The sequence below is a fragment of the Cribrihabitans neustonicus genome (genome assembly GCF_048820895.1).
Taxonomy (GTDB): Bacteria; Pseudomonadota; Alphaproteobacteria; order Rhodobacterales; family Rhodobacteraceae; genus Cribrihabitans_A; species Cribrihabitans_A neustonicus.
This window is the reverse complement of sequence record NZ_JBMERQ010000016.1, coordinates 15505-28878: the sequence shown is the minus strand read 5'-3', so window position 1 is coordinate 28878 and position 13374 is coordinate 15505. Positions and strand designations below refer to the sequence as shown.

13 protein-coding genes are annotated in these 13374 nt (G+C 64.9%); all 13 read right to left on the bottom strand.

The features are described 5' to 3' along the window. Positions 1 to 17: 17 nt before the first annotated feature. Positions 18 to 1340: a replication-associated recombination protein A gene (locus ACOHWE_RS18780; RefSeq protein ID WP_420668263.1), complete on the bottom strand. Its 1323-nt coding sequence runs from the start codon at positions 1338 to 1340 to the stop codon at positions 18 to 20. Continuing rightward, entirely contained in the window at positions 1340 to 2731 is a 1392-nt protein-coding gene (locus ACOHWE_RS18775; RefSeq protein ID WP_420668262.1) for a trypsin-like peptidase domain-containing protein, read from the bottom strand. The genes ACOHWE_RS18780 and ACOHWE_RS18775 overlap by 1 nt, the downstream gene beginning before the upstream one ends. 153 nt (positions 2732 to 2884) lie before the next feature. Next, entirely contained in the window at positions 2885 to 3964 is a 1080-nt protein-coding gene (locus tag ACOHWE_RS18770; protein WP_420668261.1) for a 3-deoxy-7-phosphoheptulonate synthase, read from the bottom strand. Between the two features lie 286 nt (positions 3965 to 4250). After that, entirely contained in the window at positions 4251 to 6548 is a 2298-nt protein-coding gene (locus tag ACOHWE_RS18765) for a CHASE3 domain-containing protein (RefSeq protein WP_420668260.1), read from the bottom strand. Positions 6549 to 6722: 174 nt separating this feature from the next. After that, positions 6723 to 7145 carry a 50S ribosomal protein L17 gene (gene rplQ, locus ACOHWE_RS18760; protein ID WP_420668259.1) on the bottom strand — a complete coding sequence of 141 codons (423 nt, stop codon included), beginning with the start codon at positions 7143 to 7145 and terminating at the stop codon, positions 6723 to 6725. A 136-nt stretch (positions 7146 to 7281) separates the two neighbouring features. Further along, a complete protein-coding gene (locus ACOHWE_RS18755) occupies positions 7282 to 8298 on the bottom strand; it encodes a DNA-directed RNA polymerase subunit alpha (RefSeq protein ID WP_420668258.1) in 1017 nt (338 codons plus the stop codon). Positions 8299 to 8411: 113 nt separating this feature from the next. After that, positions 8412 to 8801, bottom strand: coding sequence for a 30S ribosomal protein S11 (gene rpsK, locus ACOHWE_RS18750; RefSeq protein ID WP_420668257.1), 390 nt, complete (start codon positions 8799 to 8801; stop codon positions 8412 to 8414). Between the two features lie 15 nt (positions 8802 to 8816). Beyond that, a complete protein-coding gene (gene rpsM, locus ACOHWE_RS18745; protein WP_420668256.1) occupies positions 8817 to 9185 on the bottom strand; it encodes a 30S ribosomal protein S13 in 369 nt (122 codons plus the stop codon). A gap of 253 nt (positions 9186 to 9438) precedes the next feature. Continuing rightward, entirely contained in the window at positions 9439 to 10083 is a 645-nt protein-coding gene (locus ACOHWE_RS18740; protein ID WP_420668255.1) for an adenylate kinase, read from the bottom strand. After that, positions 10080 to 11444: a preprotein translocase subunit SecY gene (gene secY / locus ACOHWE_RS18735; protein WP_420668254.1), complete on the bottom strand. Its 1365-nt coding sequence runs from the start codon at positions 11442 to 11444 to the stop codon at positions 10080 to 10082. Before secY ends, ACOHWE_RS18740 begins: the two co-directional genes overlap by 4 nt. A 111-nt stretch (positions 11445 to 11555) precedes the next feature. After that, on the bottom strand, positions 11556 to 12026 hold the full coding sequence (rplO, locus tag ACOHWE_RS18730) for a 50S ribosomal protein L15 (RefSeq protein ID WP_420668253.1): 471 nt from the start codon (positions 12024 to 12026) through the stop codon (positions 11556 to 11558). Positions 12027 to 12450: 424 nt separating this feature from the next. Further along, the gene (locus ACOHWE_RS18725; RefSeq protein WP_420668252.1) at positions 12451 to 12663 is read right to left on the bottom strand and encodes a DUF1127 domain-containing protein; all 213 of its coding nucleotides are present in this window, start codon (positions 12661 to 12663) and stop codon (positions 12451 to 12453) included. A 268-nt stretch (positions 12664 to 12931) separates the two neighbouring features. Next, positions 12932 to 13147: a DUF1127 domain-containing protein gene (locus tag ACOHWE_RS18720; protein ID WP_420668251.1), complete on the bottom strand. Its 216-nt coding sequence runs from the start codon at positions 13145 to 13147 to the stop codon at positions 12932 to 12934. Positions 13148 to 13374: the final 227 nt, after the last annotated feature.

Below are 13374 nucleotides of genomic sequence, written 5' to 3'. Positions count from 1 at the left end.
TCCGGCGGAAAGCCGGTTCACGAGTTCCGCTGCACCCTGAGCTTCGCGAAATACTCCGTGCGGCGCTTCAGCTCGCGCTCGAACCCGCGCTCTACAGGCTGGTAGAGCACCGGCCGCTTCACGCCCTCGGGGAAGTAGTTCTGCCCCGAAAACCCGTCCTCGGCGTTGTGGTCGTAGTCGTAGCCCGAGCCATACCCCTGCTCCTTCATCAGCTTGGTCGGCGCGTTCAGGATATGCTTGGGCGGCGGCTCGCTGCCGGTCTGCCTGGCAAGCCTGCGCGCCGCCTTGTAGGCCATGTAGCCCGCGTTGGTCTTGGGCGCGAGCGCGAGGTAGATCACCGCCTGCGCCAGCGCCAGCTCCCCCTCGGGCGAGCCGAGCCGTTCATAGGTGTCCCAGGCCTGCAGGCAGACTGCCTGCGCCTGCGGATCGGCCAGCGCGATGTCCTCCACTGCCATCCGGGTCAGGCGCCGGGCCAGATAGCGCGGGTCCTCGCCGCCCTCGAGCATCCGGGCAAACCAGTAGAGCGCCGCATCCGGGTCCGAGCCGCGCACCGATTTGTGCAGCGCCGAGATCAGGTTGTAATGCTCGTCGCCCGACTTGTCGTATTTCGCCGCCCGCCGCATCAGCCTGGTGGCCAGCGCCTCGCGGCCCAGGGGCGCGTCCACCTGCCAGGCCGCGACCTGCTCGATCAGGTTCAACAGCGCGCGGCCATCGCCGTCGGCCATCTCCTGCAGCGCATCGCGGGCATCGCCGGCGAGCGGCAGCGGGCGGCCCAGCTCCTTCTCGGCCCGCTGGGTGAGCCGCTCAAGGTCGGAAAGCGGCAGCCGCTCCAGCACCAGCACTTGCGCGCGCGACAGGACGGCGGCGTTCAGCTCGAACGAGGGGTTCTCGGTCGTCGCCCCCACCAGGAGGATGGTGCCATCCTCCATATGCGGCAGGAAGCTGTCCTGCTGGGCCTTGTTGAAACGGTGGATCTCGTCCACGAACAACAGCGTCCCCTGCCCGTTCTGGCGCCGGATCTTGGCCGCCTCGAACACTTTCTTCAGATCCGGCACGCCCGTGAAGATCGCCGAAATCTGCACGAAATGCAGATCCGTCTCCTTGGCCAGAAGCCGCGCGATGGTGGTCTTGCCAACCCCCGGCGGGCCCCAGAAGATCAGCGAAGACAGCGAGTTCGAGGCCAGCATCACCCCCAGCGGCGCGTCCGGGCCCAGGACCCGCCTCTGACCGATCACGTCGGACAGGCTTTGCGGGCGCAGACGGTCGGCCAGCGGCCGGTTCGGCTCGGGCCGCGGCGCATCATCGCCGCCGGGCGGAGGGGATGCAAACAAGTCCGCCATCAGATCCGGAACCGCAAAGACAGGCTGCGGCCGCGGCGCTGCAGGTCGATCTGCACCCAGCGGCCGCTGCGAGACAGTACCTTTGCCACGTCCTCCGGGCTGCGCACTGCACGGCCATTCACCGCCATCAGCAGGTCGCCCTGCTGCACCCCGCCGCGGGCGGCATAAGGGCCGGGGTCGACCACGGCCACACCCGTGGCCGCCAGGGGCAGCCCCAGACGCGCGATCACTTGCGGATTCACCCGCGCCACCGTGAGTCCCGGCAGCGCCGTTCGGCGGCCAAGCTGCACCGGCTCTGACGGCGGCTGGTCCGGTGCGGCCGCCATACGCACTTCGACCTCTTCTGCGCGGCCATCCCGCAGCCGCGTGATGCGGGCGCTGCTGTCCATGCCGGCCACGCTCATCCGGAACACCATCTCGGATGGAGAGTTCACCACCTCGCCATCAACATGGGTAATCACGTCGCCCACCCGGAAGCCCGCCACGGCAAAGGGGCTTTCCGGGTGCAGGTCGGAGACCACCATCCCCTCCGGCAGCGCCATCCCGAGGGAAGCCGCAAGATCAGCGTCCACCGGCTGCCCGGCCATGCCCGCCCAGGGGCGCTGGAACTCCTCCGCGCCCGCGCGGGCCTGCGCCACGAATTCCCGCACCAGGTTGGCCGGGATCGCAAAGCCGATCCCGTTGGAGCCGCCCGAGCGCGACAGAATACGCGTATTGATGCCGATCAGCCTGCCATCCACGCCGATTAGCGCGCCGCCCGAATTGCCCGGGTTGATCGGCGCATCGGTCTGGATGTAGTAGCCAAAGCCGTCGCCCGCCCCCATGCCGGTGCGCGCCAGACCCGAGATGATGCCGCTGCTCACCGTTTGCCCCACGCCAAAAGGGTTGCCGATCGCCAGCGCCAGCTCCCCAACCTGGACCCGGTCGCTGTTGCGCAGTTCCAGATGCGGCAGGCCCTCCGCGCCTTTCAGCCGCAGGATGGCGAGGTCGCTGGCCTTGTCGCCCAGAATCACCTCGGCGTCATATTCGCGCCGGTCCGCCGTCACCACGCGGATCTCGGTGGCCGAGCCCACCACGTGGTAGTTCGATACCACGATGCCATCCGCCGACAGGATCACGCCGGAGCCCAGCGAATTCTCTACCCGCGGGCGCGGCTCGGCAAAGCCGCGGAAGAAATCGTCGAAGAACGGATCGCTGGCGAAGGGCGAACGCCGCTGCACCCGGGTGACGATCTTGGCGTAGATGTTGACCACCGCGGGCGCGGCTTCCTTCACCAGGGGCGCAAATCCCAGCGAGATCTCGGACTGGCTTTGCGGCACGCGGGTCTCGGCGGTGATGGCGGAAGGCAGGGCCAGCGCGAGGGCCAGGATGGTGAGGGCGGCACGGATCATGAAAGCTCCCATGGTGGCTGCCCGATGGATATGCGGAGCCTGCGCAAGGATTGCAAGCCGCCCCGATGCCGGGGCGCGGCTGCCTGTCATCTTTCCCGCAAATACTCCCGCCGGAGGCACGCGCCGAACAGGCGCGTCCCCCCGGCGGCTGCATCATGCATCCGCCAGTTCGCGGCGCTCCGCCCGCTGCCGCCGTGCCTTGACGGCCTGCGCCAGTTTCTCCAGCTCCGCGGCCGTGTCCTCCCAGCCAAGACAGCCATCGGTGACCGACTGCCCGTAGGTGAGCGGTTTCTGCCCCAGGTCCTGGCGCCCGGCCACCACGTGGCTTTCGATCATCACGCCAGTGATGCGGGCATCGCCGCCCGCGATCTGACCGGCGACATCCGCCAAGACCTGGGGCTGGCGCAGCGGATCCTTGCCGCTGTTCGCGTGGCTCGCATCGATCATCACCTGCGGGCGGATGCCGTCGCGCGCCGCCAGCTTGCAGGCCGCTTCGACCGAGCCCGCATCATAGTTGGTGCCGCCGCCCCCGCGCAGGATGATATGGCAGTCCGGATTGCCGCTGGTCGCCGCGATGGCGGCGCGGCCATTGCCGGCAAGCGCCATGAAATGATGCGGGTGCGCTGCCGCGCGCACCGCATCCACCGCAATCTGCACATCGCCTTTGGTGCCGTTCTTGAACCCCACCGGGCAGCTGAGGCCCGAGGCCATTTCGCGGTGGATCTGGCTCTCGGTCGTGCGGGCGCCAATTGCGGCCCAGGCCACCAGGTCCGAGATGTACTGCGGCACCGCGGTGTCGAGGAACTCGGTTCCCGCGGGCACGCCAGCCGCGTTGATCTCCAGGCACAGCCGGCGCGCGAGCTCCAGGCCGTCATTGATCCGGAACGAGCCGTCGAGGCCGGGATCGTTGATCAGCCCCTTCCAGCCGCTGATGGTGCGCGGCTTCTCAAAGTAGACCCGCATCACGATCTCCAGTTCCCCTGCCAGCCGGTCGCGCAGCGGCTTCAAGCGGCGGGCGTAGTCGAGCGCCGCTTCCGGGTCATGCAGCGAGCACGGGCCGGTCACGACGATCAGGCGGCCGTCCCGGCCGTGCAGGATGTCCTGGATCGCGGCACGGCTCGCGCGCACGGTATCAAGCGCGGCCCTGGGCGCCGGCAGGCGTGCGGCCAGCGCGTCGGGAGAGACCAGTTCCTGCATGCCGGTGATGCGCAGGTTTTGGGTTTCGGCTGTCATGGTTCTGCGGGTCCTTGCTGGAGGCCCAAGCCCGGCGGCGGATACAAAAAAACCGCCTGCGGGACGCGGGCGGCTGGTTTGGTATCATGCGGGTTCCAAAAATCTCAGAACGCCTAGACCCCTCCGTCCGCCTGCTGGCGCGGATAGTAAAAATACCAGAATGCGGTATAGGTACGGGTCATGCCCGGGACGTTAGCTGGGGAAATCCGCCCTGTCACCCCTTAAAATGCCCCCGCCCGGAAACCGGGCGGGGGCAAGCGTAACGGCGCCTCGCGGGAGCGGCGCGTCAGGCGGCAGCCGCCTGTTCCCGCTGCGCGGTCTGGACCGTGCCGCCGGTATTAAAGTGCCCCATCAGCTCCGCCAGCTTGGTGGCGTCGCTGTTCAGCATGTGGCCTGCGGCGGTGGCTTCCTCCACCATCGCGGCATTCTGCTGGGTGACCTGGTCGAGCTGCGACATGCCCATATTGATCTCGTTCAGGCCGATGGATTGCTCGGCCGCGCCCTCGGCGATCCCGGACACCAGCTGAGAGATGTGGCTCACCTGCGCCACGATGCTTTGCAGCGCCTTTCCGGTCTTTCCGACGAGATCCACGCCGCGCTCCACCTGCTTGGAACTGTCGCCGATCAAGGTCTTGATTTCCATCGCCGCGCCGGACGACCGCTGCGCCAGTGCCCTCACTTCGCTTGCAACGACTGCAAAACCCTTGCCCGCTTCGCCAGCGCGTGCCGCCTCGACACCTGCATTGAGCGCGAGAAGGTTGGTTTGGAAGGCGATGTCGTCGATCACGCTGATTATCTGGGAGATATGCTTCGAGCTCTGCTCAATTTCTGTCATAGCCGAGACGGCGCTCTGCACCACTTCTCCGCTCGCCTCGGCCTCGGCCTTGGCTTCACCCATGGTGGTCTCGACCGAACGGGCGCCTTCAGCCGCGGATTTGACGCTTGCTGTCAGCTCATCCAGCGCCGCGGCGGTTTCCTCCAGTGTCGCGGCCTGGCTTTCGGTACGGCGCGACAGGTCGTCGGACGACTGGCTGATCTCCGCGGCGCCATTGCGGATGCTGGCCGACAGCGCTGCGACCTGGTCCACGATGGAATGCAGGTTGCGCGCGGTGGTGTTGAAGTCCTGGCGCAGCTTTTCGTAGTCCTCCGGGAAGGCCTCGGCGATTTCCACCGTCAGGTCACCCTGCGCCAGCAGCGACAGGCGTTCGCTCAGCTCGCGCACCACGGCGGTCTGCTCGGCGTCCTTGCCCTCGGCCTTCTTCTTCTCGGCCTCCTGCATCTTGATCAGCTCGCTGCGGAAAGTGTGCAGCGCCGAAGCCATCTCCCCCACCTCGTCGCGGCGGTTCTGGCCCTTGATCTCGACGCTGTTGTCGCCTTCGGCCAGGGCGCGCATCGCACCCGCAATGCTGCGCACGCCGGAGGCGATGCTGGAGCCAAGAACCAGCGCCATTACCGCGCCGATCAGGATCGCAGTGCCGGTGGCAGCGGGAATCATCATGCGGGTTTCGGACGAAATCTTCTGCGCCTCGGCCCGCCGATCAGCCATCAGATCCGCCTCGGCGCTGCGGAATTTCCCAAGCGCGGCGCGGAAGGCGTCGAAATACTGCTTGCCGCGGCCTTCGGCGACGAAATCGGCCATGTCGTCCATAGTGGCGGCATCGCCGATCCTGCGGCGCATCTGCATCGCGGGCGCCGCAACCTCGTTGCGCCACTTGCCGACAATGGAGGTCATGTTGTTGAGCCGGTTCACTTGCAGCAGATTATCCCCCAGCGCCGATTTCAGCTTTGCCAGGAGGCCGTCGAACTTGATGCTGCTGTCCACGTATGCGCGCAGGAACTCGGGATCTCCCGCCAGAAGGAAGCCGCGCATCCGGGTTTCCATGTCGACCGAGGCCGCCAGCAGATCTTTGGCAGTGTTGATGACACCGTAGCCGGCCTCTACCGCTTGCAGCGACTCGGTGAGGTAGTCGGAACTCGCGATCCCCAGCTTCACAAGCGAGGAGAAGCTGCGGCGCTTGTCTTCGAGCGACACCTCCTCCTCGCTGGTGAAGCTCTCGATCTCGGCCCTCAATTCCTCGAAGTAGACTTTGCCTTGGGACTTCTTCACCTCATCGGCCATGTCATTCATGTTGAGCGCATCGCCGATCTCCTGCCGCAGGGAAATGGCCTCAACCGCGACGTCCTCCTGCCAGCCTTTCAGCGCCTCCGCCGCCTCGTCGAGGCGCGCCAACTGGTCGGGCCGGCCTTCTGCCATGGACCGGAGCGCGGCAAGAGCGGTCGCGGCACGGGCCTGTCCGGCCTCGTAGGGCGCCAGGTACTCCTCCCGCCCCGCCAGCAAATAGCCGCGCAGCCCGGTTTCCATGTCCGCCGCCGCGATGGCGTATTCCTGGGCGGCGTCCAGCGATTTCTGAGTCTGCTCCACCCGCCCGGCCGTTTCGGCCATGCGGCCGAGGTCGACCACCGCAAGGACGCCCACGCCCATAACCAGGATCAGCGGCAGAAGCGCCGTGAGGACGATCTTCGATTTGGTCCGCAAGTTGCCGAGCGACCAGCGCCGGCGTGGTTTTAACTTTGAAACTGCCATTTCATCGGTCCCATGCTTCGCTATTCGGAACCGTCAAAGCAGAATAAAATTACGATTCCATTGCCAGCGCGGGAAACCGGCAAGGCGGAAGGCATGTTGCCGGACAAATAAGAAAACCCCCGCTCCGGGCGGAGCGGGGGTTGAGGCTGCGGTCCGCGAGGGACCTGCTGCGCCTTATTCTTCTTCGGCGGCCTCGAGCTCTGCCAGGCGGGCCTTGTCGGCGGCACCTTTGGCAGAGGTGTCACGGTCGACGAATTCGATGATGGCCATCGGTGCCATGTCGCCATAGCGGAAGCCGGCCTTCAGGATCCGGACGTAGCCGCCCTGACGGTCCTTGTAACGCGGGCCCAGAACCTCGAACAGCTTGGCGACGTCCTTGTCCTCTTTCAGCTTGGACGCGGCCTGACGGCGGGCGTGCAGGTCGCCGCGCTTTGCAAGGGTGATCATCTTTTCGATGATCGGACGCAGTTCCTTGGCCTTGGGCAGGGTAGTTTTGATCTGCTCGTGCTCGATCAGCGAGCCTGCCATGTTGGCAAACAGGGCCTTCCGGTGCTCGTGGGTCCGGTTCAGGCGGCGGTAGCCACGTTTATGACGCATTGTCGTCTTCCTTCTTCAGGTTTTGCTTTGTCTGCCGGCTGATGCGTGTCAGCCGTTCTCCTTGGGGCGGGAGTGCCCAGATGTCCCCGGCAAGCCCGGGAATTTTCGAAGGGGGCCGTGGCCCCCTTCAATCGGATCAGAAGCTGTCTTCGAACTTCTTCGCCAGATCCTCGATGTTGTCCGGCGGCCAGTCCTCAACATCCATGCCGAGGTGCAGGCCCATGCCCGACAGCACTTCCTTGATCTCGTTCAGCGACTTGCGGCCGAAGTTCGGGGTGCGCAGCATCTCCGCTTCGGTCTTCTGGATCAGGTCGCCGATGTAGACGATATTGTCGTTCTTCAGGCAGTTCGCCGAACGCACCGAAAGTTCCAGTTCGTCCACCTTCTTCAGCAGAAGCGGGTTGAACTCGAGCCCGTCGTCCTCGGTTTCGCGGCCAGCAGATTCCGGCTCGTCGAAGTTGACGAAGATCGACAGCTGGTCCTGCAGGATGCGGGCGGCAAAAGCAACGGCATCATCGGGGGTGATGGAGCCGTCGGTTTCCACCTTCATGGTCAGCTTGTCATAGTCCAGAACCTGGCCCTCGCGGGTGGGCTGCACGTCATAGGAGACCTTTTTGACCGGCGAGTAAATCGCGTCGATCGGGATCAGGCCAATGGGCGCGTCTTCCGGCTTGTTCTTGTCGGCGGAGACATAGCCCTTGCCGGTATTCACGGTCAGCTCCATGAACAGGTCGGCGCCGTCGTCCAGGTGGCAGATCACGTGGTCGCGGTTCAGAACCTCGATGCCTGCGGTCTCGGCGATGTCGCCTGCGGTGACTACAGCCGGGCCCTTCGCGTTGATCGACAGGCGCTTGGGGCCTTCGACTTCCATACGCAGGGAAACGCCCTTGAGGTTCAGGATAATGTCGGTGACGTCTTCGCGCACACCGGCAACGCTGGAGAACTCATGCAGCACGTTGTCGATCTGCACGCTGGTGATCGCGGCACCTTGCAGCGAGCTCATCAGCACACGGCGCACAGCGTTGCCCAGCGTCAGGCCAAAGCCGCGCTCCAGCGGTTCGGCGACGACAGTCGCCTGGCGCGCAGGGTCGTTGCCCGGCTTCACGTCAAGCTGTGTCGGCTTGATCAGCTCTGCCCAGTTCTTGTGGATCATGCGGTCCCTCCATTCCTGTCTTCGCCCCATGTCCTAAGGCGAAAACTCCCGAGGTTTAAATGACGGACTGGGGCCCTGCGAATCAAGCGGGGCCCCAGCAGAATTTCCTGCGATCAGACGCGGCGGCGCTTCGGCGGGCGGCAGCCGTTGTGCGCAATCGGGGTCACGTCACGGATCGAAGTGATGTTGAAGCCCACCGCGGCCAGCGCGCGCAGCGCCGATTCACGGCCAGAGCCGGGGCCCTGAACTTCGACTTCCAGGGTCTTCACACCGTGTTCCTGTGCCTTCTTTCCTGCATCCTCTGCAGCCATCTGAGCGGCATAGGGGGTCGACTTCCGCGAGCCCTTGAAGCCCATGGTGCCGGCCGACGACCAGGAGATCGCGTTGCCCTGCACGTCGGAGATCAGGATCTTGGTGTTGTTGAACGACGAGTTCACATGCGCAACGCCGGTTGCGATGTTCTTGCGCTCTTTACGCTTAACGCGGGATTTATCGCGTGCCATTGATCGAACCCTCCCTTACTTCTTCTTGCCGGCAATCGGCTTCGCCGGGCCCTTGCGGGTACGGGCGTTGGTGTGGGTGCGCTGACCGCGAACCGGCAGGTTGCGGCGGTGGCGCAGGCCGCGGTAGCAGCCGAGGTCCATCAGGCGCTTGATGTTCATCTGAACTTCGCGGCGCAGGTCGCCTTCCACGGTGTAGTTGGCGTCGATGTGCTCGCGGACCGCGAGGACTTCCGCGTCGGACAGCTCGTTCACACGACGGGTCGCGTCGATGCCCACGGCTTCGCAGATTGCTTTCGCCGAGGTGTTGCCGATACCGGTGATGTAGGTGAGGGCGATGGGTACCCGCTTTGCAGTCGGGATGTTAACGCCGGCAATACGTGCCACGTGTCACTTTCCTTTTCGTTGCGGTTCCGTAGTACCAGAACCTTTTTTCACAACGCTTGACCGTGGCAGTGTGGCCAGCGGGTCCAGCATTTAATGAGGTGTGTCAGCAGGCAAACGAATCTGCCCGCCGGGAATCATTCCCAGGAGGGATGCGGTTGGGTATGTGGAAAACCCGGGGGCGTCAACCCCGCCGGAAATAGGAAAGGCCGGGAATCCTTCCCGGCCTCCAAACTCTTGCCCGAACCCAGCGGGATCAGCCGAGAACGGCCTGGATCGAGGCCTTCACCTCGGAGATGTCGGCCAGGCCGTTGACCGGGCGCAGGTCGCCCTTCGCATAGTAGTAGCCGATCAGCGGCGAGGTCTTCTTGTAATATTCCATCAGCCGGGTGCGCAGGCTTTCCTCGTTGTCGTCGGCCCGGCGCACCATTTCTGTGCTGCCGCATTGGTCGCAGACGCCCGGCTCCTTCGTCGGCTTGGTCTTGTCGTGGTAGACCTCGCCGCAATTGCCGCAGGTGAAACGGCCGGTGATGCGCTCGACCAGCGCGTCATCGTCGACCCGGATCTCGATCACCGTGTGCAGGGACTGACCCAGTTTCGCCAGCAGCGCGGCCAGCGCATCAGCCTGTGCGAGAGTGCGCGGGAAACCGTCGAAGATGAAGCCGCCGCCGGTCTGGGAGGTCAGCTTCTCCTCGATCAGCCCGATTACAATCTCATCGGTGACCAGCTTGCCCGCATCCATGATCTCTGCCACGCGGCGGCCCATTTCAGTGCCGCTGGTTTTGGCCTCGCGCAGCATGTCGCCGGTCGACAGCTGGATCATGCCGCGGGTTTCCACCAGGTGACGCGCCTGGGTGCCCTTGCCGGCGCCCGGCGGTCCAAGAAGAATAATATTGGTCATCGGCGAGAGGGTCCCCGTTTCGTGCGTTTCTTGTTGCGCCCGCGCAGCTGGCTCTTCTCGATGAGGCCTTCATACTGATGCGCGAGGAGGTGGCTTTGCACCTGCTGAATGGTGTCCATCGTGACCGAGACCACGATCAGCACCGAGGTGCCGCCGAAGTAGACCGGGATCGCGAACTGGCCGCGCAGCACCTCGGGCAGCAGGCAGACCAGCGCCAGATAGGCCGAGCCCAGCACCAGGATGCGGTTCACGACATATTCAATGTATTCGGCGGTCTTCTTGCCCGGGCGGACACCGGGGACAAAGCCGTTCTGGTTCTTCAGGTTGTTCGCCACATCCTCCGGCTTGAAGGAGACGTTGAAGGTGTAGAAGTAAGCGAAGAACACAATCATCGCGACGAAAAACAGCAGGTACAGCGGCTGGCCAGGGCCGAAGTTGGCGAGCAGCCAGGACATCACCGGACCGGTCGCCGCGCCCGAGGAGAAGGCGGAGATCGTGGTCGGCAGCAACAGCAGCGAGGAGGCGAAGATCGCCGGGATCACGCCCGCCGGGTTCACCTTGACCGGCAGATGCGAGGAGCCGCCGTCATAGACCTTCATGCCGACCTGGCGGCGCGGGTACTGGATGTGGATCTTGCGCAGCGCGCGCTCCATGAACACCACGAACATGATCACCGCGATCACCATCAGGATCACGCCGATGATCACCGCAGGGCTGATCGCACCGGAACGGCCGGAGGCGAAGAACTGGGCGATAGCGGCCGGAACCTCGGCGATGATGCCGACAAAGATGATCAGCGAAATGCCATTGCCGATGCCGCGCTGGGTGATCTGCTCGCCCAGCCACATCAGGAACATGGTGCCGCCAACCAGGGTGATCATGCAGGCCATGCGGAAATACATGCCCGGATCGGTCGCCAGATCACCGGATTCCAGCGACACCGCCAGCCCGTAGGCCTGCGCGGTCGCCAGCACCACAGTGCCGTAGCGGGTGTACTGGTTGATCTTCTTGCGGCCCTGCTCGCCCTCTTTCTTGATTTGCTCAAGCGCGGGCACCATGGAGGCCAGAAGCTGAACGATAATGGAGGCTGAAATATAGGGCATGATGCCAAGGGCAAAAATCCCCATCCGGCCAAGCGCGCCGCCGGTGAACATCGACACCATGCCGCCGATGCCCTGGCCTGCCTGCTCCATGAACTGGCGCAGGGCCACGGCATCGATGCCGGGAACCGGAATAAAGGTGCCAAGCCGGTAGACGATCAGGAGGCCGAGGGTGAACAGGATCCGGTTGCGCAGATCCGTGGCCTTGCCCAGGGCAGCCCAGCTGGTGTTCGCCGCCATTTGTTCTGCTGCTGATACCATGAAAAGGTCTCTTCTTTAGCGGAAACGCCGCCCGGAACCGTTTTCCGGCTCGGGCGGCGTTCAAGGAAAACTTGGGACTATGTAAGCGGCATTGGCGCCGCGAACAAGCCGTTACTCCGCGGCGGCTGCCTGAGCCACGGTCAGAGCGCCGCCAGCCTTTTCAACGGCCTCGATGGCCGCCTTGGAAGCGCCGGTTACCGTAATGGTCGCCTTGACTGTGATGTCGCCCTTCGCCAGCACGCGGACACCGTCCAGCTTGCGGCGCACCAGGCCGGATTCGATCAGCGCGTCTTCGGTGACGTTGGCCGCGTCCAGCTTGCCGGCGTCGATGAACTTCTGGATCAGGCCCAGGTTCACAACGGCGTAGGACTTGCGGTTCGGCTTATTGAAGCCGCGCTTGGGCAGACGCTGGTACAGCGGCATCTGGCCGCCTTCGTAGCCGTTGATCGAGACACCCGAACGGGATTTCTGGCCTTTGATACCGCGGCCACCCATCTTGCCCTTGCCGGAACCCGGGCCACGGGCCACGCGGGTGCGTTTCTTGGCGGCGCCGGGATTGTCGCGCAGTTGGTGCAGTTTCATGTCGCTTCTCCTTGCCGGATGTGGCCCCCGAAGCGGAATGGGCCAAACGCGGCGTTTTGCAATAGATGATTCCGTGGCCCGCAAGGCCACCGGGGGCGTATAGACCCGATGCGCGTCCGGTTCAAGCCCGCGGCGCGGAAATGCGCGTCCCCGCGGAACCGGGGCAAAACAAACGTAGGTTCCATACGCCGCGCATCGCTGCCGTATGGGAGCGCGCCGGCAGTGCCCGGCGGAGTCTCGGCGTTGTTCCGCGCTGGAGACCTACCGGTAACGATGCGGCGCAGCGTTCTGCTGGGCGCAGGCGCTTCCGCGCACGAATTTCCCCCTCCCCAAAGAAAACGCCCCTGCCGGGCAGGCAGGGGCGTTTCTGGTCCGGATCCGGAGAGGAGGGAGGAGACGGATCCGGGGAGGAGACCTCTTGATCTCAGAGGCGGCCGTAGACCTGCTCGCGGGCCACTCCGCGGATGCCGGAGCGGTGCAGGCCGATGTCGGCCAGCTCACGGTTGGACAGCGCGCGCAGCTCGTTCACGGTGCGCTTGTACTCGCGGCGCTGACGCCAGGCGTCCGCCAGGGTCGACAGCGCGGCACGCAGAGAGAAGCCGGAGGCGGCGGGGGCGGAGACGGTCGAATATGCCATTGGTCAGTTCCTTTTCAGCAGCCCTGGGACGGGTTCCCGGAGCAAGGCATGTCGTGGTCATGGTGTGATGCGCGGGAGATAGTCAGAGGCCCCTGCCCCTGCAACGCCCGCTTTGGTCTGGCCGCCATGCAGCGGCTGCATGGCTCACGCGTCCTGCGCGCTCATGCGGGTCTGGGAGATAACGCCCCCGCCAGTGCGGCGGGGGCGCTTTGCGCCCGGAGGGCCAGGGAGGAGGAAAGAGCCGCCCCGGGCGAAAACCTGTGCAGCCTTACTGGCCGTAGACGTGCTGGCGGGCGATGTCCGCAATATCGCAGCGGCGCACGCCGATATCGGCCAGCTCATGGTTCGACAGCCCGTCCAGCTCGGCGTAGGTGCGCTTGTATTCGCGGTTCAGCGCCCAGGCGCGCTTCACGTCGTCGACGTAGCGGCTGACGCGGGCGGAGAGGCCAAGGCCGGTGTTCGGGGTGCTGATAACATGTGCCATCGTTTCGTCCTTTCTCTGCATCCGGGCCTATTCCCGGTGCCTAGTGTTTCCATCGTTTGGTGAGGCTGAGATAGGCCTTTGCGGTGGCGCTAACAATAGACACAACGGACAACCGGCTATGCAGCAGGCGCATGGGAAGAGGCGCTGATCCAGCGAACGGCCCGGCCGCCGTCCGGGCATGGGCCGCCAATGCGGACTGAGGGGCCGCAAAACGCAAAACGCCCCCG

Bases quoted from the DNA above. Each gene is read 5' to 3' on its own strand.
- ACOHWE_RS18725 (WP_420668252.1), bottom strand. From the start codon at position 12,663: ATGGCATATTCGACCGTCTCCGCCCCCGCCGCCTCCGGCTTCTCTCTG.
- ACOHWE_RS18780 (WP_420668263.1), bottom strand. From the start codon at position 1,340: ATGGCGGACTTGTTTGCATCCCCTCCGCCCGGCGGCGATGATGCGCCG.
- ACOHWE_RS18720 (WP_420668251.1), bottom strand. From the start codon at position 13,147: ATGGCACATGTTATCAGCACCCCGAACACCGGCCTTGGCCTCTCCGCC.
- ACOHWE_RS18770 (WP_420668261.1), bottom strand. From the start codon at position 3,964: ATGACAGCCGAAACCCAAAACCTGCGCATCACCGGCATGCAGGAACTG.
- rpsK (WP_420668257.1), bottom strand. From the start codon at position 8,801: ATGGCACGCGATAAATCCCGCGTTAAGCGTAAAGAGCGCAAGAACATC.
- rplQ (WP_420668259.1), bottom strand. From the start codon at position 7,145: ATGCGTCATAAACGTGGCTACCGCCGCCTGAACCGGACCCACGAGCAC.
- rplO (WP_420668253.1), bottom strand. From the start codon at position 12,026: ATGAAACTGCACCAACTGCGCGACAATCCCGGCGCCGCCAAGAAACGC.
- ACOHWE_RS18740 (WP_420668255.1), bottom strand. From the start codon at position 10,083: ATGACCAATATTATTCTTCTTGGACCGCCGGGCGCCGGCAAGGGCACC.
- secY (WP_420668254.1), bottom strand. From the start codon at position 11,444: ATGGTATCAGCAGCAGAACAAATGGCGGCGAACACCAGCTGGGCTGCC.
- ACOHWE_RS18775 (WP_420668262.1), bottom strand. From the start codon at position 2,731: ATGATCCGTGCCGCCCTCACCATCCTGGCCCTCGCGCTGGCCCTGCCT.
- ACOHWE_RS18765 (WP_420668260.1), bottom strand. From the start codon at position 6,548: ATGGCAGTTTCAAAGTTAAAACCACGCCGGCGCTGGTCGCTCGGCAAC.
- ACOHWE_RS18755 (WP_420668258.1), bottom strand. From the start codon at position 8,298: ATGATCCACAAGAACTGGGCAGAGCTGATCAAGCCGACACAGCTTGAC.